This window comes from Pseudomonas asplenii (assembly GCF_001293465.1).
Taxonomy (GTDB): domain Bacteria; phylum Pseudomonadota; class Gammaproteobacteria; order Pseudomonadales; family Pseudomonadaceae; genus Aquipseudomonas; species Aquipseudomonas fuscovaginae_B.
This window is the reverse complement of the sequence record NZ_JSYZ01000028.1, coordinates 33,968-58,935: the sequence shown is the minus strand read 5'-3', so window position 1 is coordinate 58,935 and position 24,968 is coordinate 33,968. Positions and strand designations below refer to the sequence as shown.

Sequence of the window (24,968 nt, the reverse complement as noted above, 5' to 3'; positions counted from 1 at the left end):
GACGCACATGGGGCAGCAGATTTCCGACACCGCCACTTTCATCACCTACCTGAATGCCGTGATAGCCGTGGCGGCGCTTTGCCTGAGCATCAGTAATCGAAGGACTCAACTGGCGACCTATCGCCTGACCCGCTCCAGCCACTGGAGCAGCACCAACGACCTGCACGTCATCAGCGCCGAGCAACTGGACGATTCCGTCCTGGTCAAGCTCGTGTTCTTCAATCCCGGTGCGATCGCCGCCTTGATCCAAAGCCTGGCCGTCTACGAAATTCCGCCGTCGGTCTGGTGGTGGCCACGCCGTTTGGACGGGCTACGGCGCAAGCGCATCGAATTCGCCCAATGGTGGCCAACGTGCGATGAAAACGAGAAGACACCGCGCCTGTTTGCAGACCGTTATCAGCAACTGCTGGTAAAGGAGAGCCGCGTCATCCTGGTGAGATTCCCCGGCAGGATCAATCGCCTTGTCCATGCCTTTGAGCTGAAGACCAATCATGGCCCGATCACTACCTGGTATGCCCTGGACTTCATCGAGAAGGGGTTTGCGTTTCAATCCTATCGGCGTTTCAAGTGAGGTCGGTCGGGTTTCATGCTATTCAGAAGGCATGGCGTTCAGCGTCGACACCGCCTTGATGTCTGCGGCGCAAGCGGTTGCGATGATCACACGCAGCGTGCTTCGGTACTGATCGGTAGCCGCATTGGCTACGGCTACCGATTGCGGTCCTCAGGCACCCGTTGGAGCGTAGGAGCCTTCGAGCAATGCATCCACGACCGTGCGAGACAAGATGATGGAATGAACCACCCCCAACAACAGGTCCCGTTCGAAACCATCCAGTTGCGGGCGGGTACTCTTGGACAATCCGTCAGTGGGAAGAGATTCTCAACGACATGCCTTGAGCACGGACGTCATCGCCCAGCTGTATGCAGAAACAACTGCAGGCTCATTCGCTGTTTGATCAAGAGCTCGACAGGAGTACATTTGTACTCCTTGCCGAATTTCCGGCTCCGACCTCATGGATTCTGCAACTCCTCAAACCCCAACTCCCGAATAAACACCGAAAACAGCTCCGGCTGCGAGGAAATATCCAGCTTCGCGTACAAATGCCGCCGATGCGCCTTGATGGTCTCCGGTGAAATTCCCAGCCGCTGGGCCATGGCCTTCGACGAATACCCGCGCAGAATCAGCCGGGCGATTTCCAGTTCCCGCTCGGACAACACCCCCTGACCAAACTTCGCCAACGCATCGCCCACCGGCGGCTGTACCGGCACGGAGATGCCGATACGCGTCCAATTCTGATGGAGCAGGGCCAGCACCCAGCCACTGACCAGGCTCAACTTCCCCAACTCCGCCGAATCAAACGCCCGGCGCATGCCGAGCGACAGCGACAGCACTCCGTCCGGCAGTTGCAACAGGAACTGCACTTCATCCACCAGCACATGGTCCTGGAAGTAGTTCAGGTAGTAGTCCGTTTGCCAGAAGTGGTCAGGCGCGACTTCCTCGAGGTGATAGAAACCACTGGCCAAACCTTCGCGAGCGGCCTGGTAGAACGGGTCCAGCAGGTACAACCCATCGAGATACAGCTCACCCGCCGCCGGTGCCGGCGCCGCATCGTATTCCTCGAGCACATGGGGCGCGCCCTGGGCGGGGAAGTGAATCGCCAGGGCGTTGTCGAATGGCACCCAATGGCGCAGTACCAGGATCAGCTGTCGCCAGAAGCGCGGGCTGCCGATCTGTTCGATCGCGCGCGCCAGCGCGGTATGGCTGGCGACTTCCTTGAAGAGAATGTCCACGGCTGAGTCCTTGAAACGGGTAGGGCATTGGCGCCCGATTTAGCGCGCCTGTCAACGGGGGTACCCCATAGGGGGAATTGCCCGGCCGGGCGCATCTGCCTAGATTCCAGGCCTATCAAGCGAGCCGTCGAGCCCGCAACTTGTCGAATTCCAGTTCTGCCTCCCAACACCTAGAACAACGCGAGGATGAACCTATGACCGCTCCTTCCCCTGAACTCAAACCCACACTGAGCGTGCCCGATGTGGTCGCCATCACCGTCTCTTCGGTGACGCCCGCCAGTTCGGTGTTTGTCATTGCGCCGTTTGCGATCGCCCAGGCCGGCACCGGGGTGATCTGGGCGTTCATCCTGGGGGGCGTGCTGGCGCTGATGTTCGCCCTTTGCTATGCGGAGCTGGGCCGGGCCCACAGTGCCGCGGGCGGCGAGTACGTGTTCGCCAAGCGCGTGTTTGGCGGCATGGCCGGCTACGCCACGTTCCTGACCGTGCTGGCGATGCTGCTGTTCATTCCGCCGGTGCTGGCGACTGGCGCGGCGACCTACCTCAACGCGGCACTGGGTACGCAGTTCGACGGGCAGACCGTCGCCCTGGTGATCGTGGCCCTGAGCTATCTGCTCGGTATCCTCAACATCAAGCTCAATGCCTGGGTCACCGGCAGTTGCCTGTTGCTTGAGGTGGCGGCGCTGATGGTCATCGTGGTGTTGGGCTTCGGCCATGCCCGGCAGCCGGTCGGCAACCTGCTCAACCCGCTCATGCTCGACAATGGTGTGTTGCACGCGGCGCCCTGGGCGTTGGTGATCGGTGCCGTCGGCACGGCGCTGTTCTCCTTCAATGGCTATGGCGGCGCCGTGTTGCTCGCCGAAGACATGAAGTGCGGCGGGCAGGGCATCGCCAAGGCCGTCCTGTGGTCGCTGGTGCTGGTGGTGGCTATCGAGTTGATTCCGCTGATTGCGCTGCTGATGGGCGCACCGTCGCTGGAAGCCATGCTGGCCAGCCCCGATCCGATTGGCTACCTGCTGACGGCCCACGGCAACGAAACACTGTCCCGACTGGTCAGTGCGGGGATTTTCCTGTCGGTGTTCAACGCCATCATCGCCCTGGTGATCCAGATCGGCCGGGTGATCTACAGCAGCGGGCGCGACGAGTTGTGGATGCCGTCCCTGAACGGGGCCTTCACCCGCATCCATCCCAAGTGGGACTCGCCCTGGCTGGCTACGCTGTTCCTGGCCGTGCCTTCGGCGGCGTTGACCTTCAGCTCCAACCTGTCGGAACTCACGTCCTTCACCGTGCTGCTGATCCTCTGCGTCTATCTGGTGGTCGGCCTGTGCGCGTTGTTCAGCCGGGTGCTGCGCCGTGACCGTGAGCACCCGTACCGGATGCCGCTGTGGCCGCTGCCGGCCCTGGTGGCCGTGATGGGCGCGGGGTATCTGCTGGTGACCTTGCTGGCTGGTGCCTCCACCCGGGATATCTTCATCATTCTGGGCATCCTGCTCGGCTCCGTGGTGCTATACGGCACCTACGGCAAGCTGAGCTCGGCTTTCCAGAAACTTTAAGCGAGAGAAACGATGCGAGCACGCGACTTTGGTATCACCCTGGGCCTTGGAAAGCCGGGCCCCCACAACGCAATCACCGACGTGCCGGGGGTGCGGGTCGGCCATGCCACGCTGGACAAGGTCCATGAGGGCAAGCCCGTGCGCACCGGTGTCAGCCTCATCGAGCCCCGTGCCGGCGCCGCGCGCTACGAGCCCTGCTTCGCCGGCTGCCATGTGCTCAACGGCAATGGCGATGCCACGGGCCTGGAGTGGATTCGCGAAGCGGGGCTGCTGACCACGCCCATTGCCACCACCAACACCCACAGCGTCGGTGTGGTGCGTGATGCGCTGATCGCCCATGAGCACGCGACCCTGGCGGACCCGTCGACCTACTGGTGCATGCCGGTGGTGATGGAGACCTACGACGGCGTGCTGAACGACATCTGGGGTCAGCATGTGAATGCCGGGCTGGTTGAACAGGCGCTGGCGGCGGCCAGCGGCGGGCCGGTGATTGAGGGCGCCGTAGGTGGCGGCACCGGCATGATCTGCCATGAGTTCAAGGGCGGGATCGGCAGCGCTTCTCGGGCCTTGCCGGCGGAGCAGGGTGGCTGGACCGTCGGCGCCTTTGTCCAGGCCAACCACGGCCAGCGTCGCGAGCTGCGGGTCGACGGCTACCCCGTAGGGCGGGTACTGCTGGATTTGCCCTCACCGTTTACCGAACAGGATACCCCGGGCATGGGCTCGATCGTGGTGGTGTTGGCTACCGATGCCCCTTTGCTGCCGCATCAATGCCAACGCCTGGCACAACGCGCCTCGGTGGGCATCGCCCGCACGGGCGGGGGCACGGATGATTCCAGTGGCGATATCTTCCTGGCTTTCTCCACCGGTAACACAGGGCTGGCGCCGGCCGATTACAATCGTCGTGTTCTGCCTCGGACGGCCCAGGTCGCCATGGTCAATAACGACCATATCTCGCCGCTGTTCGCGGCGGCGGCCGAGGCGGTCGAGGAGGCGATTATCAACGCGCTACTGGCCGGGCGGCCGATGCGGGCCGGGGATGGGCGGGAGGTGCCAGCCTTGCAGGGCGCACGCTTGATCGAGGCCCTGCAGACCCTGGGCTGGCGAGCCGCAGTGGTATAAAGCCGCTCTGCAGGCAACAACACAATCGAATGATCGGGCCCGGCTGCGCGTGCTGCGCAGCCGGGCCTGTTGCAGGATAGCAGCAAAATAATGGCAATTTAATACTAACTTTCATCTCATCTTAGTTGCCCTCGATAAAAGGGACAGTCTGAAAAAATGTCTGTAGGACGGTTGCTTTGACTCGTACAGACGAGTATGTTCTTTACTAAATGTTACTCAGCGCCACCCATCAAATTTTCAAAACAAGATCCTGAAAAGGGAAGGGTAAAGAGCATGAGCCACCATCGCTGGAAAACCGTCCGTCCACCCCTGCATTTCCCGTCGCCACCCTGAACAATCCGCGCAGCCTGCAACTTGCTGGTCACATGGATGGCTGATTAATGGCCAAGGGAGAAGTGCGCCTGCAAAAGGCTATCTGAACGGGCACCTATCACCGAGTCGACAATATCGGGATGACAACACGTCATTTCGTATCGCTATGCATTATTAAAAGCTGGTCATTTTATTCCATGAAGACCAATACATTTCTATTGGTTCGAGAGGTATTGCTATGCCTGCTGGAGCGATATTCATATCCTTCGATGCTGTTGCGGTTTCCGGCATCACCGTCGAAGCCTCGAAACTGGCGAAACATCTCCTGCACAAGGGGATAACTTCGTACCTCGACCTGGGTTATGAAATAAAGGTCGACAAGGGCAACTTCAACAAACCCTACGATCATGAAAAGGATATCTATCGGGATATCTTCAACCTGGTGCGGATAGAGGATATCGACACCGTGCCTTATTACAACGTGGACTTCATCGAGTACTCCCACAACATCCTCATTGCCCAGAAGGCCCAGGTATCCGCGCAGGAGCAGCAACACCTGCTCAAGGCCATTGGCGAGTCGGCCCAGGCCTTGTCCCTGCGGATCATCCAGTTGTGGGAGCAGCTCGATATCCGGCATGTCATCGTGGAAAACGCCACGCTGCCGGAAAACATTATCTACACCCAGGCGCTGTACCTGGCCATCGAGCGCTACGGCCGGCAGCATGGGCTGGGCAATTTTGTCATCTGGCGCGACCACGACCTGATGTGGAGCAGCGAAAAGTCCGTGATGAAATACGGGCCGGAGCCCTATCCCCATGCGGTCAAGCCGGTCAGTTCGCCCCATATCACCTATGTCACCCTCAACAACGACCTGAAGGACAAGCTCGAACACTGGTGCGATCACCGGGTACAGGTGCAGGTCCGCAGGAACACCTATGACTTCAGTGGCCAGGGCCGCTACCACTCTATCAAGGAGCGCCTGGATATCCGTGACAGCGACCTGCTGATCGCCCGCACCACGCGGATCATTCCGCAAAAGCGCCAGGATCGCGATATCCATCTGGTACAGCGCTTGAACCAGCGCTTCGCCCGGGACGGCAGCCGGCGCCGGGTGTACCTGGCACTGGCGGGCGACCCCGGCGAGCATCCGGCTTATTTCGCCGAATTGAACCAGTTGGCCCGGGAACTTGAGGTCGAGGCCTATATCAAGTTCATCGGCGCACTGTCCCACGACTATATGCCGTCGGATGAGCGGACAATCACGGTCGAGGATCTTTACCACTCCTGCGACCTGGTTTCATTCCTGACGTCCTGGGGTTACGACAGTTATGGCAACCCCGTGGGGGAGGCCATCAGCAGCCAGCGCTGCTATATCGCCAGCAACTATGAGTATTACCAGGAAGTCTATGGTCGACATGGCTTCGAGGCGCCGATCATGGCGATTTCGCAAGAACATGACGGACTGCCCGACGACAACTTCGTCGAGCAGGTCTACCAACTGCTGAACGACAAGGCGCTGATGGAGCAGATAGCCCAGCGCAACTTTGCCATTGGTCGGCGGGTGCTCTCCAACAATATCGTGGACATGCTTGACCTGAGCCCTTGCGGAGGAACTATGCGTGATACTGTTTTTGTTTCGGTGGTGCTGCCGCTTTATAACGAAAGCGACCGAATCGATGTCGTACTCGACTCACTGTTCCACCAGAAAACCCGGGACAATCTGATTACCCATGCCAGTTATGAACTGATCATCGTCGATAACAATTCGACCGACGATTCAGTGGCCAAGATCAGGCGTTTCAGCGAGCGCCATCCTTCCCTGGATATCCATGTGATCCAGGAGCTTACCCAGGGGGTTTCCTCTGCCCGCAAGCGCGGCATGGACTATGCCTCGTTGCGCTCGAAAGAGCGGGATATCCGCCTGGGCGTCGACAACCGGCACTACATTGCCTCCGCCGACGCCGACTGCACCGTCGACCCGTACTGGCTGCACGCGCTGATTGCCAGGATGATCACCGAAAACGGTGACCTGGGCACCTGCAACTACTACTACAACGAAGCGCATTTCCGCCAGCGGCCGAACCTGTACAACGAGATCCAGAAGACCCTGCGTTGCCGCGAGATGTCCTTCTCGCTGTTCGGTGGCTTCCCGGACGGCAAGGGGTTCGCCGTCGAACGCCGGCTCTACGACCGGGTCGGCGGCATCGAGATCTTCTACCAGCTGGAAAACGGCCGTTTCGTCGAACACCTCTCCGATGACTGGGACTTCGGCATCCGGGTGATCGCCTGGGGCGGCAAGCCGGTCTACGCCCACGAATCACGGATCGAGATCAACAGCCGACGGGTGGACACCATTCTCGACGAGGTGATCACCGGTAATGCCTACGGCCAGGACGGCATCATCATCATGAAGGACGTGCGTCCGGAGGTTGAAGAGCAGGCTCCGACACTGCGCGACACCACGCCTGCCGAGTCGCGGCAGGCCTGGGAGTACTCGATCAAGGACTACGTGCCGAAGAACATCGTGCTGCCGGCGCTGCTCAACCCGCACATTCTGTTGGAGAATCCGGCGGTGCGGGCGTTCTTCGGCGAGCCGGTGGCGGACCGCCTGTACCAGCGCATCCACGAGATCAAGCAGCAGTCGCGGGTGATCGACTTCAAGCCGATCCACGCCTACAAGACCCCGTCCTATCGCCTGTACTTCGAGTTCCGCGAGGAAATCTTCAGCGCCCTGCGCCGCGCCGTGGGCGAGGACATCGGCTACCCACCGCCATTGCCGGCCTGTTTCGACAAGGTCAAGCCCGAGGATTTCCAGCGTTTCGTCTACTACTTCGCCGAGGACCGCGAGTCCGGCGAAGCCCATAACTATTTTGCCAACGGGGGGGTGTTCTGATGAACGGCGAAGCCCTGCACTCACTGCACGATATCGACCCGAACTACCCGGTACCGCGGGTCCATGAGTTCCTCGCGCACCCAGACAACAGCGCCTTCCTTGAGTACGTGTTCAACGACCCGTTCGGCTGCCACGTGTTCCCCGGCGATATGCCCGGCTATCCGTTGCCGTCGTTCTTCGCGGACATGGACCGGGAAATCCGCCAGGCCAGGCAGATCCACCTGTGGGCCTACATTCCCACCTGTCGCTACCGCTGCCATTTCTGCCAGTACCCGACGGTGATCCTCAACCCCAAGGCGGCCTCGTCCCAGGTGGTGTTCCGCGATGTGGTGGACTACAACATCCGGGAAGCCGGCCTGTGGCTGCAGAAGGTGCCGAGCCTGGCCCGGGCCGAGGTCGGCGAGTTCAATATCTTCGGGGGGACGCCCTCGCTGCTGCCGGAGTCGGAGCTGCGCCGGTTGATGGCGTTCTACCGGAGCCACTTCAACTTCTCGGCCGCGACCCTGCGCTTCGAGGGCGAGCCGGGCACGCTGAACAGGGAATACCTGTCGCTGCTCAAGGAACTGGGTTTCACCAAGATCAGCTTCGGCGCGCAGTCCTTCGACGACCGCATCATTGCCGCCTGCGGGCGCATGCACTCGGCCGAGGAGTGCGTGGACACCATCCACCACGCCCGCGCCATCGGCCTGGAGTGGGTCAGTGTCGACCTGATCTACGGCATGCTCGGCCAGAGCGTCGATGATGTGAAGTACGACATGCAGAAGGCCCTGGAGCTGGAACTGTCCCATGTGGTCATCAGCAAGCTGCACATGGAGGAGTTCATGAAGACCCGCACCGGGGTCTCCGGCGAGAAGCAGAGCCACTGGCAGCGCAAGGGCCTGATCAGCATGAACGACATGACCTTCCCGGGCCTGGGCAAGCAGTACCAGATGCGCGAGCTGGTGGAGCAGTACCTGGCGCCCAGCTATCGCGAGCACCCGACCATGTACTTCCACCAGAACGACCTGCAGCCGGAAAAGTGGAAGGGCCTGATCACCGACCTCGAGACCCAGTACCCCGAGGTGGCGATCGGCCTGGGCGGCAGTTCCAAATGCACCCGCGCCGAAGCGATCAATATCACCGGCTATGCCAAATACAAGCAGGCGCTGGACGAAGGCCGCCTGCCCATCGACGAAAGCCGTGGCGTCTCGCCGCTGCAGCGGGAGGTGAACGCCTTCAAGATGGCCCTTTCCACCCTGGTGCCGGTGGACGACCAGGTGTTCCGCCAGCGCTTCGACGGACGCAGCTACCACGACAACCCGATTATCAGCGCAGCCCTCAAGACCCTGGTGGACAAGGCGCTGGTCAGCGTCGAGGGCGAGCGGGTGCGGCTGACGCCCAATGGCGTGACCCTGGTGGAAGCCATCATCAATACCCAGTTCACTGAGCCCCGGGCCTGAAGGAGCGCGTCGATGCAACAGCACAACACTCCCTCCACAGCGGTCTTCAGCCTCCACTACATCGCCATCGATACCGAGGCCGGGGTGACGCCGGAGCAGTTCGAAACCTTCGTGCGCGAGAAAGGCGTGCACCTTCCCTGTTACCCGGGCTGGAGCTGGACCCTGCTGCGCGGGCTGCGGGGCGAGCGGGCAGGGCAGTACCTGATGCTGTTCGAGATCGCCAGTGCCGAACAGCGTGACCTGTATATCACGGCCGATGGCAACAAGACCGAACGGGCCCGCCAGTTCTGGCGTGAGCGGCCGCAGGCCCTGGATATCCTCGGCGAATGGCGACGCTACGGCACCTACGCCGAACTGCCGACACTCTATACCGACTACCGCCTGCTGGCCGAAAACCGCAAGAGCACGGTCGCGCCGGGCCCGCGCTACCAGGAGCGGGCAGGGCAGGCGCCCATCGCCCGGGTGATCGGCCTCCACAACCTGGCGTTGCGTGCGGATGTCCAGGCGCAGACCTTCGAGACCTTCATTGCCGAGAACCACCATCGCATCGAGGACTACCCGGACTGGAAGTTCCACCTGCTCAAGGGCGAGCGCGGCAATCGCCTGGACCAGTACGTGGTGATGATGGAGATCGCCAGCCTCCAGGCGCTGGATGTGTTCTACCCGGAGCCGGATATCGCCACCGACGAGGCGGCGAAATTCGCCCGGGCCCATCGCGACACCAAACAGATGTACGAGGAGTGGAAGCAACTGGCGTCGTTCTCCGGCTCGCCGCAGATCTACACCGACTACCTGTCGGTCGCGCAGAGTCTGAGCTGATGACGACTCAAGTGCTCGACTCACGACTGGCGGGCAATCTGCGCCAGCAGCAGGCTACTCGGCGGACTTTCTTTGTCGCCGGGCTGGGCATGGCCGCCTGGGCACCGCTGATTCCCTTCGTCAAGGGCCGGCTGGCCATCGGCGACGACACCCTGGGCCTGCTGCTGTTCTGCATCGCCGCCGGTTCCATGCTGGCGATGCCCTTTACCGGGTGGCTGATCGCCCGGTTCGGCTGCCGGGCCGTGATCCTGGCCTGCGCCACACTGTTGTGTCTGGTGCTGCCGTTCATGATGCATGCCAGCGCAACACTGGCGCTCGCCGCGGCCTTGCTGCTGTTTGGCGCGGTCAACGGCCTGCTCGATGTGTCGATGAACGCCCAGGCGGTGATTGTCGAACGCGACAGCGGGCAGGCGAAGATGTCCGGTTTCCATGGTTTCTACAGCATCGGCAGCGTGGCCGGGGCGGGTGGCGTCAGTCTGCTGTTGTGGGCGGGGCTGGCGCCTCTGCAGGCGATCCTGCTGGTGGTGCTGCTGATCGCGTTGCTGGTGATGCAGGCCTGCGCCCATCTGCTCGGCCGACAGCCCCGGGAGCCTGGTGAGAGCGCGGGCCTGCTGCGGGCGCTGGCCCAGCCGAGCCTGCTGGTCATCGCGCTGCTGTGCTTTTTCATCTTCATGATCGAAGGGGCGATGCTCGACTGGTCGGCAGTGCTGCTGCACAGCGAGCGGGGCATGGACAAGAGCCACGCCGGCTTCGGCTACACCCTCTACGCCCTGGCCGTGGCGCTATGCCGGCTGGGCGGTGACCGCCTGGTCAATGCCGTGGGGCACCGGCGCCTGCTGGCGGCCGGTGCCGGCTGTGCTGCCATCGGCCTGTTGCTGATCGTCTCGATCGATCGGCCGGGGGTGGCGCTGGGCGGCTTCGTCCTGGCGGGCATCGGCCTTTCCAACATCGTGCCGATCCTGTTCAGCACCGCCGGCAACCATCCGCGCGTGCCATCGGGCATGGCCCTGTCGGCCGTGACCCTGGTCGGCTACAGCGGCCTGCTCAGCGGCCCGGCGCTGATCGGCCTGGTCGCCCGGCATGCCAGCCTGACCAGCGCCTTTGGCGCCGGGGTGGTGATCCTGCTGCTGGTCTGCGCCAGCGCCTGGCGCATCACTGGCCAGGGGCCGAAGGCTGTGCGCTAGACACCGGTTTGTTTCGTCCCGACGTTACCCCTCCATGGAGTCATCATGAATCAGGAATCCGCAGCGGTATTCAGCCTGCACTACATTGGTCTCAACCTGAAAAAGGGCGTCACTGCCGAGCATTTCGAGGATTTCGTGCGCCAGCGTGGCGTCGCCATCCCGGCGTATCCCGGTTGGCGCTGGACGTTGCTCAAGGGCCTGCGCGGCGAGCGACAGAACCAGTACCTGATGCTGTTCGAAGCGCCCAGCGCCGAAGAATATGCCCACTACATCGACCACAACGGCGACCAGACCGCCCATGCCCGCGAGTTCTGGCAGCAGCACGGCGAGGCGCTGGAACTGATCGCCGAATGGAAAACCTTCGCGACCTTCGCCGAACTGCCGACCCTTTTTTCCACCTATTCGCTGCTGGCGCAGAACAACCACAGTTCCCTGGCCGAAGGCCCCAACTACCGCGCCGTGGCCGACGAGAAACCGGTGGCACGGGTGGTGGGCATCCATAACCTGGCGTTGCGCTCCGGCGTGTCGGCGCAGACCTTCGACGACTTCATCACCGGCAATATCCAGCGCATCGAAGACTACCCGGGCTGGAAGTTCCACATGCTCAAGGGGCAGGGCGGTAACCGCCTGGACCAGTACGCGGTGATGCTGGAGATCGAGAGCCTGGCCTCGCTGAATGCCTTCCACCCGGAACTGGACGTGTCGACGGAAAAGGCATTGACCTTTGTCCGCGAGCACCAGGAGAGCGAGCGCATGTACGAGGAATGGCGGCAACTGGCGTCCTTCTCCGGTGCGCCGCAGGTGTATACCGACTACATCACCATTGCCGGGAATGGCGACTGACATCAGCGGACTTCTGAGACGGCCGTTCCTACGCTACGCGTAGGAATGCCTCCCAGGACGCTTGTCGTCCGCTCTTGTGACGCAGGGCGTCACGGACTGCGTTTCCCACGCGGCACGTGGGAACGATCAGTAACGTCGTGTTGGTGTTCAGGCTCGAAAAGTCTAGAATCCGCGCTGTTGCAAGGCCCCAGCGAAGGAAAGCGAGACGGAACCATGCTCGAAGCCAACCCCAACTGCCCGATCCGTCGTCGGCTGGCCCATCTGCCCTGGGTCGGTGATAACCGCGCCGGCTTGCGCCATTGGCTGGAGATCCAGCGCGACCCATTGGCCTGGCTGCAGAAAATGCACGCGATGCAGCCGGACGTCGCCGTCATGCGCATGGGCCCGCAGCGTGTCTGGTGTCTGTTCCATCCGCAAGCCGTGCACGAGCTGATGGTCGAGCATCGCGACGACCTGCGTCGCTGGGCGCCAGCCCTGTGCATGCTCAAGCAATGGAACGGACGCAGCTTCATGATGCGCGAAGGCGAGCCGGCCCAGGCACAGCGCAAGGCGGTGCGTCCACACATTACTGCGCCAGCGGCCAGTGAGGTGCGCCATCTGGCCGCACAGTGGGCAGAGCGGATAGAGGAGGGGCGCGAGTACGATCTCGACCTGGAAATGGCCGCGTTCAGCGCCACCCTCAGCGGTCACGCGCTGTTCGAGGTGGACCTGGAGCCTTCGGCCTACCGGATCGCCAAGGCGGTGCGCCTGCTGTCGCGGGTGGCGTTGCTGGAAATGTCCACCGGTCTGCCCCTGGGGCACTGGTTCCCGAGCAAACTCTGCCCGCGCAAACGCTGGGCGCTGGGGCAATTGCGGGCGGTGGTCGACGAGGTTGCGCAGCAGTCGCCCAAGCCCCTGGTCGAGTTGCGCGATGAACTCTGCACGCTACTGATGGCATCGCACCAGTCCACTGGCGTCACCTTGACCTGGTGCCTGTTGCTGTTGGCGCAACGTCCGGACCTGTGCAAGCGACTGCGGGCCGAACTGGCCTACATCGACTGGCCAGCCATCCGCTCGGTCAGTGACCTGCGCAACTGTCCCTTGCTGCGGGCGGTGCTGCAGGAATGCCTGCGCCTGTACCCACCAGCCTACGGCCTGGCGCCACGGCAGGTGACGGCAGACATCGAAGTGTCCGGGCATTCGCTCAAGCGGGGCGACGTGGTCATGGTCTCCAGCTGGATCACCCATCGCGACCCACGCTGGTTCGAGGCGCCCCTGGAATTCCGCCCGGAACGTTTCCTGGACTCGGCAACGTGGCCGCGCGGCGCCTATTTCCCGTTCGGCCTGGGGGACCGTTCCTGCCCGGGAACCGCGATGGCGATGATCGATCTGGCGGCAGCGCTGGCCTACTGGGTGGAGCATTGGGACATCGTGTACGACGGCGAGCTGGCGCCACGGGGGTGGTTTTCCCTGCGGCCGCAGCGGGCTCGGGTTCGGTTCTTGCGAGCAGCCCTTTAACAGCAGAAGCCAGGAAGAATCTGGATAATCACTCTATGGGCTGCAGAGTTATTGGGCAATTGATGCCATGACTCCTCAATTGAGCCAACAGTTTTTCATATTCTTGCTTCGATACAGACTCATCAAAATTTATTTCTTCAATGATATTCGTCCAGTCAAAGGGGATTCGACAGAGATTCCCTTCAAGTCGAACCTGTTCTGCTACGAATGCATTATCGCGTTCATAAGAGTACACTATGCGAATTTCGCGTTCTTCCTCCAAGAAATCGGTGACCGTCGAAACAGCCAGGACGCCTCCTTGACCCAGCGAGTCCAGATGTACCGAATAGTCATTACTGCTCAAAAGAGCCTGCATCGCCTCATCACTACGGTACTCAACCCTTGCGGCAAAGCAGTGAAGCATAAAGTATCGATCCCGCTCATCCATCATCTGATACATGAATTTTTCTAGCGAAACCCTTACCCTTGCACCTGCTCGCCCACGCAAGAATCGGTCTCGCCGCCACCTTGAATCAAGCGGGTCGTCAGTCCAACAAAGAGCATAATAACAATCCAGGAACCCTAAAAGGATCTCATCTCCATTCTCCATGAATTTTTTGTCGATCAATGGGTTTTCCCCTGGGTCGTCAAAAGAGTCAGGGCAAACTTTAACCAGGCTCAGCGTTGATTTCTTTACATCCTTCAAGAGATAGTCAATCCGGAATAGCCGATAAATATGCTCCCCTGGAGAAACATTCAGTGAGTTGCGCTTGACATACAGGCCCTTGAGCTCAGCAGAGGTTTTCCCCTGGAAATCTCCTCGAATGATCTCATTGTTAACTTCTTGATTTAGCAAATTTACCCTCGCTATTTCGATGCGTGTTCAGCAGTACGCTCTGAACACACACCTGGAATGGGAACACCAACTCGAAGTGGAGAGGGCGTGGCTCACGATTTTTACTCTGTAGTCGATTTTTCATCTTCAACCAGCGTTTCGACACTGTAGTCCTTCAGTGGAAGGATCCTGGGTCGGCCATTTTCATAAATAGCCAGCCTGGAGCCCGAGGTCGCCACCAGAAAGCCCGAGGCAATGACTTTCTCGCCATCCCGGACCACGTAACAGTGCCTTTTTGCCTCCTCGGAGAAATCACAACCCCTGGCAAAAATCTCACGGTCGCGCTTCAGGGTTTGATCGGCACCGTAATTTCCAATGGCGCCAGGAATAAGCAGGACTGGCAGCAGGATAAGCGGTATCAGCATCAACACGGTCGTAATGGCTGCGCAAAGCACAACAAGCCCACTGGTGAGAGCGACGTATCGATTACGGGTGTATTTTTCGAACGTGCTTTTTATCCGAGCATTTTTTTCGAGCTTCTTGATGACCACCAGCTCAACAGAGAGTGCCAGGATAAAACCAGCGACGGAGAGCCAGACAAACGGGTTGCGCACAATGCCAGTCCAGTTGCCAAGCGACTCGACCAGAGCCACGTAGGCGAATACAAAATAATCCCGAGACTCAGCTTCGAACAGTCCAGAGGGAATGCTGAGGCCGCGCAGATAGTGTTGCCAATAAATCAAACCAGTGACGTACGGCGCGGCATAACCGACGAAGCCCAAAAACGGCAGCGCGAGCACCCAGGGAAATTGACTGGTGGATTTGGCGATGACGGCAGGCGTAGTCGTGTCGATCTTTTCTTCAGCGCTCATTGGAATCCTTTCGTGTGGTGGCTGATCAAGCTGAAAGCGCAGGGCGTCCGAGCTGAATTGGAGCGGGCGCCATTTTACGTTCCGGCAAAGAGATTCGACGAGGGGGCAGTGTGAACGCCATTACGCATACACACGATTTAACATAATATACATTATGCGTAGTATCATATGACTCGTTCAGTCCGCTTCTCCACAGAATTCATGAGCCGGACCTTACGCAAATCAAGACCTTGCGCTAACGTCTCGTTCCCGGACGTTTCGCTCATTGCATCGCCACATCATCCAAGGACGCTTCATGAAATGGATCATCACCGCAGCCATGCTGTTTGTCTGTAGCACAGGATCAGCCCAACCCATCACGCAACCGTTCACTGCTCAGGTTCAGAAAGTCTCGGACGCAGTGCTTTGCGGAGTCTACAAAGGTCAACGCTCGGAGTTCGCCAACGTAATGAACAAGCAATGTCGCGCTCAGGCACGCGCCGAGTTCGACGGCCTGCCAGATAGAAAGGCGCTCAAGGACTGCATCAAGCCTGGCAATGTGATCGACGATGACGTCAGGAAATGCATGAAAGGCCTTTGACTCGGCCAGACAAAGGCCCCAATGACGTATCCAGCCTCAGCATAAACAAGGGATCAGCATGCTTCGTGGAATGAAAGCACCACTCATGGCCTTACTCGGCACTCTATCGCTCATTCAGGCATCGCCATCCCTGGCGGATAACATCAATGGGAAGAACCTCTATTTACAACGATGCGCCATGTGCCATGGTGCCGATATCAAGGGAACAGGCCCGCTGGCTAAAAAAAGCAATCCTCCCACGCCTGATCTGACGACGTCAGCCTTCAAAAAGCGGTTGAATGATTATCCGGGCGTTATTGTTTCATCGGTAATACTTCGCCCCAATGGGGATTTGATTCCAAGAACCTTGCAGGAGAACGGTGTAAAGCTGCCTTCGCACGCATGGAGCGTTAAGGATTTTCGCGATTTGAACCAATACATGGTGGGTGCTATTTCAGGAAGTCGATAATCCCGCTTGACTGACATTCATCCCCCTCACACTGCTGGGATACGACCTTCACGGGCAACTCATGAAATAACTCAACTAAATGGAGATTTAGTTGAGTTATCCAATTCCAGTCATTTAACCGCCCGCTTCTCGGTTGATTCCGGCTGTGTTAAAACCACTCAAAACCTGAACCGGCGAGGACGTACACATGGGGCAACTCAAGGAAGCTTTGAAGCTGTTCAACGATGAGGAGCTTGAAAATGTGCGCGAGCATGTGAAAACGCTCTTCGATCTTGGCAAGGCACGCGCCACAGTCGCCGAGCTGGAGCTCACGAACCGCTTGAATACCTCCCTGGGCAGCGACAATCAGATAGTGCCCATTTCGAACATCATCGATACCTATTCAGAGGTGCATGCCTACAACCCTGCCGTGACCGATCGCCAGGTGCTCGGTGCGGTCATGGGGCCCCTGGAAAAAATCGTCGCAGGCGGTTCTGCCAGGATGCGCAATGTCATTGGCAGCCAGATAGCGGACATTATCAGGACCTTTCTCGCCCACGACGAAGAACTCACGGCAGGAAAGGACAGATACTTCGTCCTGACTGACGGCCCCTCCATCGTCAAGTTGGACCTCAGGATCTGGGCAACGCCTGTAAATGCCCGGGACATTCGTGAAAAGATCCAGAAAATCCTGGTGATCTCAGCCGTGAAGTCATCGATTGATATACAAAAAACCAATCTCAATACCTTTATCTCGCTCTACCAGAGTCAACTAAGCCGATCGTCTCTGAGCCCCCATGAAGTCATCGAGGAAATCACTCAAGCCACAGAGATCATTCGTGCACTCAAAAGCTTTGCAGCGCCGATCTAATCGCCGCGCCACCGACTCTCACTCATAAAAGCAAGCGCCACTGCGCAACCGGGTGGCGCCCGACACGAATGCTCGATAGGCGTCCAGGGCACGTGCACAAAATTTGGGAACGATGCACCATCCGAGGGCTCTGATGCTACTCTGAAGCCGTTTGCTATCAGCCAGGCTACTGCCCCATGACATCCGCCGAGCTAGAGAGACCTGCCATGGAACCCGCCCCCCGCCCATCGACGGCCCGCCCCTGGCTGGCCCGGCTGTGTCTTTCCGTGTCGCTGCTGACTGCACAGGCCGCATTGGCCGCGCCCTCGCCCTCTCCTATCGATCTGTACATCCTCGATGCACCGCCGCTGACCTTTGTCGACGATTCCAACGGGCATGGCATCGTCGGCGATATTGCCGTGCAGGCCATCGCCAGGACAGGCCACACCGCCCATATAGAGGCATTGCCGTGGGCCCGGGCGCAGCGGCATGTCAGTGACAAGCAGGATCTGTTGATTGCACCACTGACGCGCACGCCGGAACGTGAGGATCGCTTCACCTGGATCGCGCCGATCATGAGCATGGACCGGGCGTTTTTCAGTCTCGACAAGCCGGTGACCAGCTTCGACCAGGCCAGGAAGACCTATCGGGTGATCGGTGTCGGGCTGGGCAGCGCGCAGGAGGAAATCCTGCGTACCCAGGGTTTTGACAAGGATCAGATCTACCCGCTGACCATCGGCGACAATCCCGCGCAGATGCTGCTCATGGGCCGGATCGATGCCTGGTTCAATGGCGTTCCGGAGAGCCGCTATATCTGGCCGAAGCTCTCCGATCGCAAGCTGTACATGAGCCCGGTGATGAGTTCGGCGCAGGTGTATCTGGCCTGCTCCAAACAGTGTTCCGCAGATCTGGTGAAGCGGCTGCGCAATGCCGTGGAGGCACTGCGTCGGGATGGGACCCTGGAGCGGTTGCGGGTGAGGTATATGCCGGAGTGATGATAGCTGCACTCCCCACCTGTTTGAGGTTACGGTGGGTCTGCCCGCCTTTCAGGGGGCAGTCCAAAGCCAGGCAAGGCTTGGCAGTGCCCTTTCTTGTTGTTGCATACCTTGTTTCCGCCTGATGGAACTGGCCCAATGTGGTTGTCCGATATCTACAAGACATCCGTAGGACTGAGCTCGTCGTCTCTACGAATTGCCTGACAACCCTCCCCACACGAGCCGGACAGGAGCCCAGATGCAGCTCAAACACAAAGTCGTCGCCTTGGGGATTCTGCCCCTGGCGCTGGCGATCGCGGTGATCTGCGGCCTGGTGTTTTCCCTCAACCGCCAGTTGGGCGACCAGCAGGCGCAACTGATCGAACACAGCATCCTGGCCAGCAAACGCGCCGAGCTGAAGAACCATGTCGCCCTCGCCCAGAGCCTGATCGCGCCGTTGTACAACGACGGCCAGGGCGATGAACAGGCCCGGCAGCAGGTGCTGGAGGTGCTGCGCAAGCTCAGTTTCGGCGTCGATGGTTATTTCTTCGTCTATGACCGCGAGGGGCGCAACCTGATGCATGCGCGGCAGGCGGAGCTGGTCGGCCGGGATCTCTGGGAGATGCAGGACCCCCACGGCCTGGCGGTGATCCAGGCGCTACTGAAAACCGCACAATCCGGCACGGGTTTCCAGCGTTATGCCTGGAACAAGCCGTCCACCGGCCAGGTCACCGGCAAGTTGTCCTATGTGGTGATGCTCGATCGCTGGGGCTGGATGCTCGGCACCGGCATCTACCTGGAAGATGTCGACCAGGCCACCCGGCAGGCCCGCGACGAGGTGGCCCGTGGCATTCACGAAACCATGCTGGCGATCGCCCTGGTGGCACTGGTCGCGGTGCTGTTGGTGTTCGCCGGCGGCATGACCTTGAACTTCAGCGAGCAGCGCCTGGCCGACCGCAAGCTGCGGCAGTTGACCCGGCGTATCGTCAGCCTCCAGGAAGAGGAACGCTCACGGATCTCCCGCGAGCTGCATGATGGGATCAGCCAGTTGCTGGTGTCGATCAAGTTCAAGTTCGAGCTGGCCGGGCATGTCTTCGAAAAACAACAGTACGCCAAGGGCCTGGGCATCCTCAGAGAAGCCACCGAGCGCATGGGCGAAGCGATTGGCGAAGTGCGCAACCTGTCCCACGACCTGCGCTCGTCGCTGCTCGACAGCCTCGGCCTGCCGGCGGCGATCGGTCATCTTGCCGCGGAGTTCGAGCAGCGGACGGGGTTGCAGGTGAGTTGCAGCGTCAGTGACTTCGACAGCCGCCTGGCCGACGAGGCGGCGGTGTCGTTGTTCCGTATCGTCCAGGAGGGCCTGGCAAACATCGAACGGCATGCCCGGGCCCGTCACGTTTCGATCAACCTGTACAGCAGCGAAACCTCGATCCGCCTGCGAATGGTCGACGATGGGATCGGTTTCGACATCGCCCAGGTCACCCGCAGCCAGGCCGGTATCGGTCTGCGCAATATTCGGGAACGGGTCGAACAGCTCGGCGGACGCGTCGAATTGACCTCGATACCGGGTCGAAGTGAACTGGATGTACTGTTGCCGGCAGGCCAGCCAAGAGCGGAAACGGGCCGCTGACTACAGGCAATCCTGCGCGGCACGCTCGAACGGCGAGGCCTTGAAGGTCGATGCCAGCAGTTGCCGCTCGTAGAGGAACACTTTGCCACCGCTCGGCGCCTTGTAGGCCTCGAGCACATTGTCCGCGGCGAACTTGCTGGCCACGACGATCTTGTAGTGCCGCTGGCTCTGGGAAACCATCGGGGTCAGGGCGTTTTTCTGCAGTTTCGGCACCACGCACTCGGTGTACTCCTCCGGCGTCTTGCTGGTCTGCAGGGTCAGCGTCGGGTCGTTGGGGGCGGAGGCACACCCCTGGAGCAACAAGGCGGCGAAGGCCAGAACGGGAAGCAGTAAGCGGCGCATGGGCAAATCCTGGTTAAAGACGCGGTTCGTTGGAATGGCGGCAATTTTCCGGTGTGCCCCGGCAAAACGGAACTTGCGATGCTTGATGTTCACTATTACCGGAACCGATAGTTCACTGCCCTTGCCCTGCTCCACCGTGATTCAGCAACGGTATTTTCAAGGCGTTCAGCCGGTTGATCAGGCGGTCAGTCATGGCTAGACTCTGGCGGCCAGTCTGGAGACCGACAATGCCTGAACTACGCCCGCACTACTCGAGCCCCGATGCCCGCGACCTGATCCTGGATGCGGCGCTGAAGATATTTTCCGTCTCGGGTTTCGAGGGTGCATCAATTCGCCAGGTGGCCCTGGCCGCGCAGGTTTCGCCGCCGCTGATCCACCATCACTTCAAGGACAAGGAAACCCTCTGGGAACAGGTGGGCGAGCGGGTCACCGCCGATTTCCAGGTGTGGTTCAAGGACCTGTCGCTGACGGAAAACGCCATCGACGCCCAGACCATCCCGACCCTGGTCGGCGCCTACATGGATTACTGGAAATCCCACCCCAGCGCGTTGCGCTTCCAACTGTGGCGGATCATGGGCAAGCAGGACGAGGAACGCAAAAGACGCTCCGAACAGCTCAACAACCTGTTCGTGCCGATTTTCGCCAGGGCCCAGGAAGCCGGTTACGTGCGCAACGACATACCGCCCGGCCAGGCGATGATCACTGTCGGCGGGCTGATCCAGTACTGGCTGCACAGCCGGATCGAGGCCCAGGATGCCATCGCCGTGAGCGGCCACCCGGTGCCGGATGACCAGGCTTTCCTGGCCTATGCCCTGAGCCTGATCACCCGTCCCGCCTGATCAGCCGGTCAGGTACTGCTCACGCAGACGCTCGCGCAGCCCACGCTTGCTGATCTTGCCCACCGCGGTGGCCGGGAACACGTCAATGAAGCAGTACTGGTCCGGCTGCTTGAAGCTCGCCAGCCCCTGCTGCTGCAAGAAGTCACCGATTTCCCGCGATTCCATGGGCTGGCGCAGGATGATGAACGCGCAACTTTTTTCCCCCAGGTACTCATCCGGCAGGCCGACCACCGCCGCATCATAGATCGACGGGTGGCTGATCAGCACACTCTCGACCTCGTCCACGGCGATCTTTTCGCCACCCCGGTTGATCTGCTCCTTGTCGCGCCCGCAGAGACGCAGGTAGCCCTCGGCGTCACGCCGGGCCAGATCACCGGTGCGGTAGAAACCGTCGGCGCGGAAGGCGTGCCGGTTATGCTCGGGCGCACCGTAGTAGGCGCGCAGGGTGTACGGCCCACGCACGAGCAAATGGCCCTTCTCCCCCACCGGCAACTCCCGATCCTGGTCGTCGACGATCAGCACTTCGTCCGCCGGCGACAGCGGCCGGCCCTGGGTGGTGCAGACCCGATCGAGCGGATCGTCCAGGCGGGTGAAGCTCAGCAGCCCTTCGGCCATGCCGAACACCTGCTGCAGTCGGCAGCCGAGGGTCGGTTCGACGCGGCGCGCGACATCCTCGGCGAACGAGGCCCCGCCGACCTGCAGCACCTGCAGCGAGTCGAGTACCGGTGCCAGTTCCTGCGCGGCCTCCAGCCACAGCAGAACCAGGGTCGGAACCAGCGAGACATGGGTGACGCCATGGGCCTCGATCAGTTCGAAGCACTCGATCGGGCTCGGATCCCGGGCAATCACCACGCAGCCTCCGACACTGAGGGTGCCGATGAAGCCGGGACTGGCCATGGGGAAGTTGTGGGCCATGGGCAATACCGCCAACTGGCGCGAGTCACTGTCCAGGCCACTGACGTGGGCACTGGCATGGGCGTTGTACAGGTACTCGTTGTGCCGCCGTGGAATCAGCTTGGGGATGCCAGTGGTACCACCGGACAGCTGGAAGCAGGCGATATCGTCGGGGCTCGGCTGGGCGATGGTCGCCGCAGTGTCCTGCCCCGCCATCAGGTCGCGCCAGGACTCCTGCGGCTCGACCGCCACCACCAGGCGCAACGACGGCGAGCCGATACGGATGCGCTCGACCACCGCCTGCCTGGCGCTGTCATGGGGGTACTGCGGATGGAACCAGGCCACCGCATCGGTCAGGCCGACGAACTGGCCGATCTCCCGTTCGCCATGGGCCGGCAGGGCCATCACCGGGACCACGCCGAGGCGGAACAGGGCGAACACCAGTTCGACGACGGCCGCCTGGTTGTTCAGTTGCACGATCGCCACCTGGCCCGGCCGCAGGCCGCGGCTCCACAGTGCGGTGGCCAGGCGCTCGACACCTTCGTACAGTTGTCGATAACTGAGGCAGCGCTCGCCATCGACCAGCGCCGGGCGTTCCCCATGGCGCTCGGCCTGGGCCTTGAGCATCTGGCCCAGGCTCAGTTCCTGCCAGTACGGCAGACGACGGTACTCGCTGGCCAGGCCGGCGGGCGGCGCCACGCACTGCGCCCTCAGTTCACTCAGATTCTGATGCATGCTTGAAAATCCCTTTGGATGATTGGCTTCCTGTCAGGCCTGCAGCCGCGATGCCTCGACCAGGTTTTCACTCAGGCCCGGTGCCAGCGCATCGAGCATGGTCCGCAACTTGACGCAGGTTTCGCGGTATTCCAGTTCCGGCTCGGAGCCGGCCACCAGGCCGCAGCCGGCAAAGGCCCAGGCCTGCTCGCCGCGCACCAGTGCCGAACGCAGGGCCACGGCGAATTCGCCATCGCCCTCGCTGTCCAGCCAGCCGACCGGTGCAGCGTACCAACCGCGGTGCAGACTCTCGTGCCGGCGAATCCAGCGGATCGCCGCCTGACGGTCCAGCCCGCCCACCGCCGGCGTCGGGTGCAGCGCCTCGACCACCGCGAGCAGCGGCACTTCGGGCAGCAGACGGCCGTGGATCGGCGTCATCAGGTGCTGGATATGCTTGAGTCGGTGAACCACCGGGACCTCAGGCACCTGCAACTCGGCGGTGAAGCGCCTCAGGTCACTGCGCAGGGTTTCCACCACCAGCGCATGCTCATGGCGATCCTTGGCGCTGGCCAACAGACGGTCATGGTTGGCCCGATCACTTTGCGCGCAGGTGCCACGGGGAATGCTCCCGGCCAGCGCGGTGGTCCGCAGTTGCCCGGCCTGTTGCAGCACCAGGCGTTCCGGCGTGGCGCCGAGGAAGCAGCTGTCCCCACGGCGGAAGGCGAACAGATAGGCTCCGGGGTTGCCCTGCGCCAGGGCCTGCAGGATGCGTGGCAGGCTGAAAGGAGTGTCCGCCTGGATCCTGACCTCGCGCGCCAGCACCACCTTGTGCAACTGGCGGCTTTCGATATCGGCCAGGGCCCGCTTCACCCGGGCTTTCCATTCCTCCGCCGGCAGGCTTTCGCGAACCCGCGGATTGCGTCCCGGCTGCAAGGTCGTCACCGGCCTGCCCTGCTCCGTCTCCCACCAGTAATAAAGGTCGTCCAGCAGCTCCTGGCACAACGCCTGGCAGTCGGTCTGTTCGTCGATCTGGCTGGCCAGCAACAGATGCTCGCCCTGGCGGCTCAGCCGGGGCAGGACGAAAGCGGCCTCGGTAAATGCCCGCCATTGTTCCGAGCAGGGATTTTCCCGGTCGAAGGTGCGGCCGCCGAACAGCCGTGGCCGCTGTGGTCCGACGATGACCGCCTCGGCCATCCAGCGTTGCCAGGCCTGTTGCAGCTCGACCAGCGACTGGTCCTGCTGCAGCCCCAGTTCCAGGGCACGGCCGACGCCCACCATCGCCGGGCCCGATTCGGCGAACTGCCAGAGTACGGCCTGAGTGAAGCCCCAGGCGGCGGCAAAGGCCCGCAGGCCGTCACAGGCCGGCCAGCGGCAACTGAAACAGGCCAGGACCGGCCGTTGTTGGTCGGTGGCGCGTTGCCGGGCCTGCTCCAGGCAGTCGAGCAAGGCCGTGCGATCGATAAAGGGACTCATGCTTGCACCCGTTCAGGATAAGTGGCGCGCCAGTGCAGGATCTGCTGCTGGATGTTCCAGTGGATGATCTGCTCGTAGAGTTTTTCGATGAAACCGACCTCGAGGCCGGCCGCCTCCGCCCACTGGCGGCGCTCGGCAAGCATCGCCGCCACCCGCTCCGGCGCGGGGATGCTCTGCTCGCTCGGCTTGAATCGGGCGGCGGCCTTCACGTAGCGCAGCCTTTGTTGCAGGGTTTCGAGGATCTGATGATCGAGCGCATCGATACCGTCGCGAATGTCATTCAGGTCCAGGCAGGCTTCAGGTGTCTTGAGGTTCACAGTCGGCATGGCATTGATCTCGGTTAACGGAGGTGGACGTTGCGGGAAGCGGTATGGACCGCCAGGTTGGCAGGCGCGAGCGGCCCTACGCTGCCGACGAACTCGGCCACCTGCTGCAGCAGGTGAAAGTGCCCGCCCGGTTGCAGATGCAACTGGTCGATGGCCGCCCAGTCGCGCCACCGCTCCAGGTCGGCCAGCGGCACATGCTCGTCATCACGCCCGTGAAACAGGCTGACGGCACAGTCCAGGGGCTTCGTCGGATGGGCGCGATGGGCTTCGGCCAGGGCAAAGTCGGCACGCAGCATCGGCAGGAACAACGCCCGCGCCTCGGCATCACGCAGCAGTTGCGGGGCGATGCCTCCCAGTTCCAGCAGGGCCGTGGCGAACGCCTCATCCGAGTGCCCGGCCAGGCAGCGATGCGGCGTCAGGTGCGGCGCGCGGACCGACGACAACAGCAGCCGCGCCGGCGGCCGCCCCTGCTCGCAGAGCCGGGCCGCCAGCGCATGGGCAACGAAGCCGCCCATGCTGTGCCCCAGCAGTACCAGTTGCTGGTTGCGCGGCAGCGCCGCCAGGGCCTCTTCGGCCAGTTCGGCGATCGAGCCCGGCAACGGCTCGAACATCCGCCGTCCACGCCCGGGATAGAGCATGGCCGAGACTTGCACAGCGGTTCCCAGGTGTTCGGCCAGGGACCGGTAGGTCGCCGGCTGACCGCCGGCGTGGGGGAAGATGAACAGGTGCACGGGGCTGGGCGACTGACCGCCCAGCGCTTCGAAAGTCAGCTTCATGAGCGTTCTCCAG

At 61.4% G+C, this 24,968-nt stretch carries 23 protein-coding genes; 15 read left to right on the top strand and 8 right to left on the bottom strand.

Annotation, left to right across the window (positions count from 1 at the left end; translation table 11 throughout):
* The first annotated feature begins 7 nt into the window (after positions 1 to 7).
* A complete protein-coding gene (locus PF66_RS29150) occupies positions 8 to 571 on the top strand; it encodes a hypothetical protein (protein WP_054064582.1) in 564 nt (187 codons plus the stop codon).
* A gap of 437 nt (positions 572 to 1,008) precedes the next feature.
* Here the strand turns inward: PF66_RS29150 and PF66_RS29145 are convergent, their stop codons facing one another.
* A complete protein-coding gene (locus PF66_RS29145) occupies positions 1,009 to 1,788 on the bottom strand; it encodes a helix-turn-helix transcriptional regulator (protein WP_054060853.1) in 780 nt (259 codons plus the stop codon).
* Between the two features lie 194 nt (positions 1,789 to 1,982).
* Between PF66_RS29145 and PF66_RS29140 the strand changes: the two genes are divergently transcribed.
* From PF66_RS29140 to PF66_RS29105, 8 genes are all read left to right on the top strand, one after another.
* Positions 1,983 to 3,338: an APC family permease gene (locus PF66_RS29140; RefSeq protein WP_054064581.1), complete on the top strand. Its 1,356-nt coding sequence runs from the start codon at positions 1,983 to 1,985 to the stop codon at positions 3,336 to 3,338.
* Positions 3,339 to 3,350: 12 nt separating this feature from the next.
* Positions 3,351 to 4,457 carry a P1 family peptidase gene (locus tag PF66_RS29135; protein ID WP_054060855.1) on the top strand — a complete coding sequence of 369 codons (1,107 nt, stop codon included), beginning with the start codon at positions 3,351 to 3,353 and terminating at the stop codon, positions 4,455 to 4,457.
* A gap of 550 nt (positions 4,458 to 5,007) precedes the next feature.
* On the top strand, positions 5,008 to 7,662 hold the full coding sequence (locus tag PF66_RS29130) for a glycosyltransferase (protein ID WP_054060856.1): 2,655 nt from the start codon (positions 5,008 to 5,010) through the stop codon (positions 7,660 to 7,662).
* Complete coding sequence (locus PF66_RS29125; protein ID WP_054064580.1) at positions 7,662 to 9,101, top strand: radical SAM protein; 1,440 nt, start codon at positions 7,662 to 7,664, stop codon at positions 9,099 to 9,101. The genes PF66_RS29130 and PF66_RS29125 overlap by 1 nt, the downstream gene beginning before the upstream one ends.
* 12 nt (positions 9,102 to 9,113) lie before the next feature.
* A complete protein-coding gene (locus PF66_RS29120; protein ID WP_054064579.1) occupies positions 9,114 to 9,920 on the top strand; it encodes a hypothetical protein in 807 nt (268 codons plus the stop codon).
* Entirely contained in the window at positions 9,920 to 11,104 is a 1,185-nt protein-coding gene (locus tag PF66_RS29115; protein ID WP_054064578.1) for an MFS transporter, read from the top strand. Before PF66_RS29120 ends, PF66_RS29115 begins: the two co-directional genes overlap by 1 nt.
* A gap of 45 nt (positions 11,105 to 11,149) precedes the next feature.
* Complete coding sequence (locus PF66_RS29110; RefSeq protein WP_054064577.1) at positions 11,150 to 11,947, top strand: hypothetical protein; 798 nt, start codon at positions 11,150 to 11,152, stop codon at positions 11,945 to 11,947.
* Between the two features lie 213 nt (positions 11,948 to 12,160).
* Positions 12,161 to 13,444, top strand: a complete 1,284-nt coding sequence (locus PF66_RS29105; protein ID WP_054064576.1) for a cytochrome P450 — start codon at positions 12,161 to 12,163, stop codon at positions 13,442 to 13,444.
* Between the two features lie 28 nt (positions 13,445 to 13,472).
* Here the strand turns inward: PF66_RS29105 and PF66_RS32910 are convergent, their stop codons facing one another.
* The gene (locus tag PF66_RS32910) at positions 13,473 to 14,279 is read right to left on the bottom strand and encodes a hypothetical protein (RefSeq protein WP_152973105.1); all 807 of its coding nucleotides are present in this window, start codon (positions 14,277 to 14,279) and stop codon (positions 13,473 to 13,475) included.
* 101 nt (positions 14,280 to 14,380) lie between these two features.
* Positions 14,381 to 15,130, bottom strand: coding sequence for a hypothetical protein (locus PF66_RS29095; RefSeq protein ID WP_054061421.1), 750 nt, complete (start codon positions 15,128 to 15,130; stop codon positions 14,381 to 14,383).
* A 295-nt stretch (positions 15,131 to 15,425) separates the two neighbouring features.
* Between PF66_RS29095 and PF66_RS29090 the strand changes: the two genes are divergently transcribed.
* From PF66_RS29090 to PF66_RS29075, 5 genes are all read left to right on the top strand, one after another.
* Positions 15,426 to 15,710: a hypothetical protein gene (locus tag PF66_RS29090; RefSeq protein WP_054064574.1), complete on the top strand. Its 285-nt coding sequence runs from the start codon at positions 15,426 to 15,428 to the stop codon at positions 15,708 to 15,710.
* Positions 15,711 to 15,780: 70 nt separating this feature from the next.
* Positions 15,781 to 16,158, top strand: a complete 378-nt coding sequence (locus PF66_RS32400) for a c-type cytochrome (protein WP_081006131.1) — start codon at positions 15,781 to 15,783, stop codon at positions 16,156 to 16,158.
* 187 nt (positions 16,159 to 16,345) lie between these two features.
* On the top strand, positions 16,346 to 17,008 hold the full coding sequence (locus tag PF66_RS29085) for a hypothetical protein (protein ID WP_054061423.1): 663 nt from the start codon (positions 16,346 to 16,348) through the stop codon (positions 17,006 to 17,008).
* A gap of 206 nt (positions 17,009 to 17,214) precedes the next feature.
* Positions 17,215 to 17,982 carry a substrate-binding periplasmic protein gene (locus PF66_RS29080; protein WP_054061424.1) on the top strand — a complete coding sequence of 256 codons (768 nt, stop codon included), beginning with the start codon at positions 17,215 to 17,217 and terminating at the stop codon, positions 17,980 to 17,982.
* A gap of 238 nt (positions 17,983 to 18,220) precedes the next feature.
* A complete protein-coding gene (locus tag PF66_RS29075) occupies positions 18,221 to 19,591 on the top strand; it encodes a cache domain-containing protein (RefSeq protein WP_054061425.1) in 1,371 nt (456 codons plus the stop codon).
* On the opposite strand, the gene PF66_RS29070 is transcribed toward PF66_RS29075, so the two are convergent.
* On the bottom strand, positions 19,592 to 19,933 hold the full coding sequence (locus tag PF66_RS29070; protein ID WP_054061426.1) for a hypothetical protein: 342 nt from the start codon (positions 19,931 to 19,933) through the stop codon (positions 19,592 to 19,594).
* A gap of 227 nt (positions 19,934 to 20,160) precedes the next feature.
* On the opposite strand from PF66_RS29070, the gene PF66_RS29065 reads away from it, so the two are divergent.
* The gene (locus PF66_RS29065; RefSeq protein ID WP_054061427.1) at positions 20,161 to 20,772 is read left to right on the top strand and encodes a TetR/AcrR family transcriptional regulator; all 612 of its coding nucleotides are present in this window, start codon (positions 20,161 to 20,163) and stop codon (positions 20,770 to 20,772) included.
* On the opposite strand, the gene PF66_RS29060 is transcribed toward PF66_RS29065, so the two are convergent.
* Genes PF66_RS29060 through PF66_RS29045 form a run of 4 tightly spaced genes read right to left on the bottom strand, consistent with a single transcriptional unit; the run spans position 20,773 to position 24,955 of the window.
* Positions 20,773 to 22,401: a (2,3-dihydroxybenzoyl)adenylate synthase gene (locus tag PF66_RS29060; protein ID WP_054064573.1), complete on the bottom strand. Its 1,629-nt coding sequence runs from the start codon at positions 22,399 to 22,401 to the stop codon at positions 20,773 to 20,775.
* Between the two features lie 33 nt (positions 22,402 to 22,434).
* Positions 22,435 to 23,853, bottom strand: a complete 1,419-nt coding sequence (locus PF66_RS29055) for an isochorismate synthase (RefSeq protein WP_054064572.1) — start codon at positions 23,851 to 23,853, stop codon at positions 22,435 to 22,437.
* Entirely contained in the window at positions 23,850 to 24,179 is a 330-nt protein-coding gene (locus tag PF66_RS29050) for an isochorismate lyase (protein WP_054061580.1), read from the bottom strand. Before PF66_RS29050 ends, PF66_RS29055 begins: the two co-directional genes overlap by 4 nt.
* Before the next feature lie 14 nt (positions 24,180 to 24,193).
* Entirely contained in the window at positions 24,194 to 24,955 is a 762-nt protein-coding gene (locus tag PF66_RS29045; protein ID WP_054064571.1) for a thioesterase II family protein, read from the bottom strand.
* Positions 24,956 to 24,968: the final 13 nt, after the last annotated feature.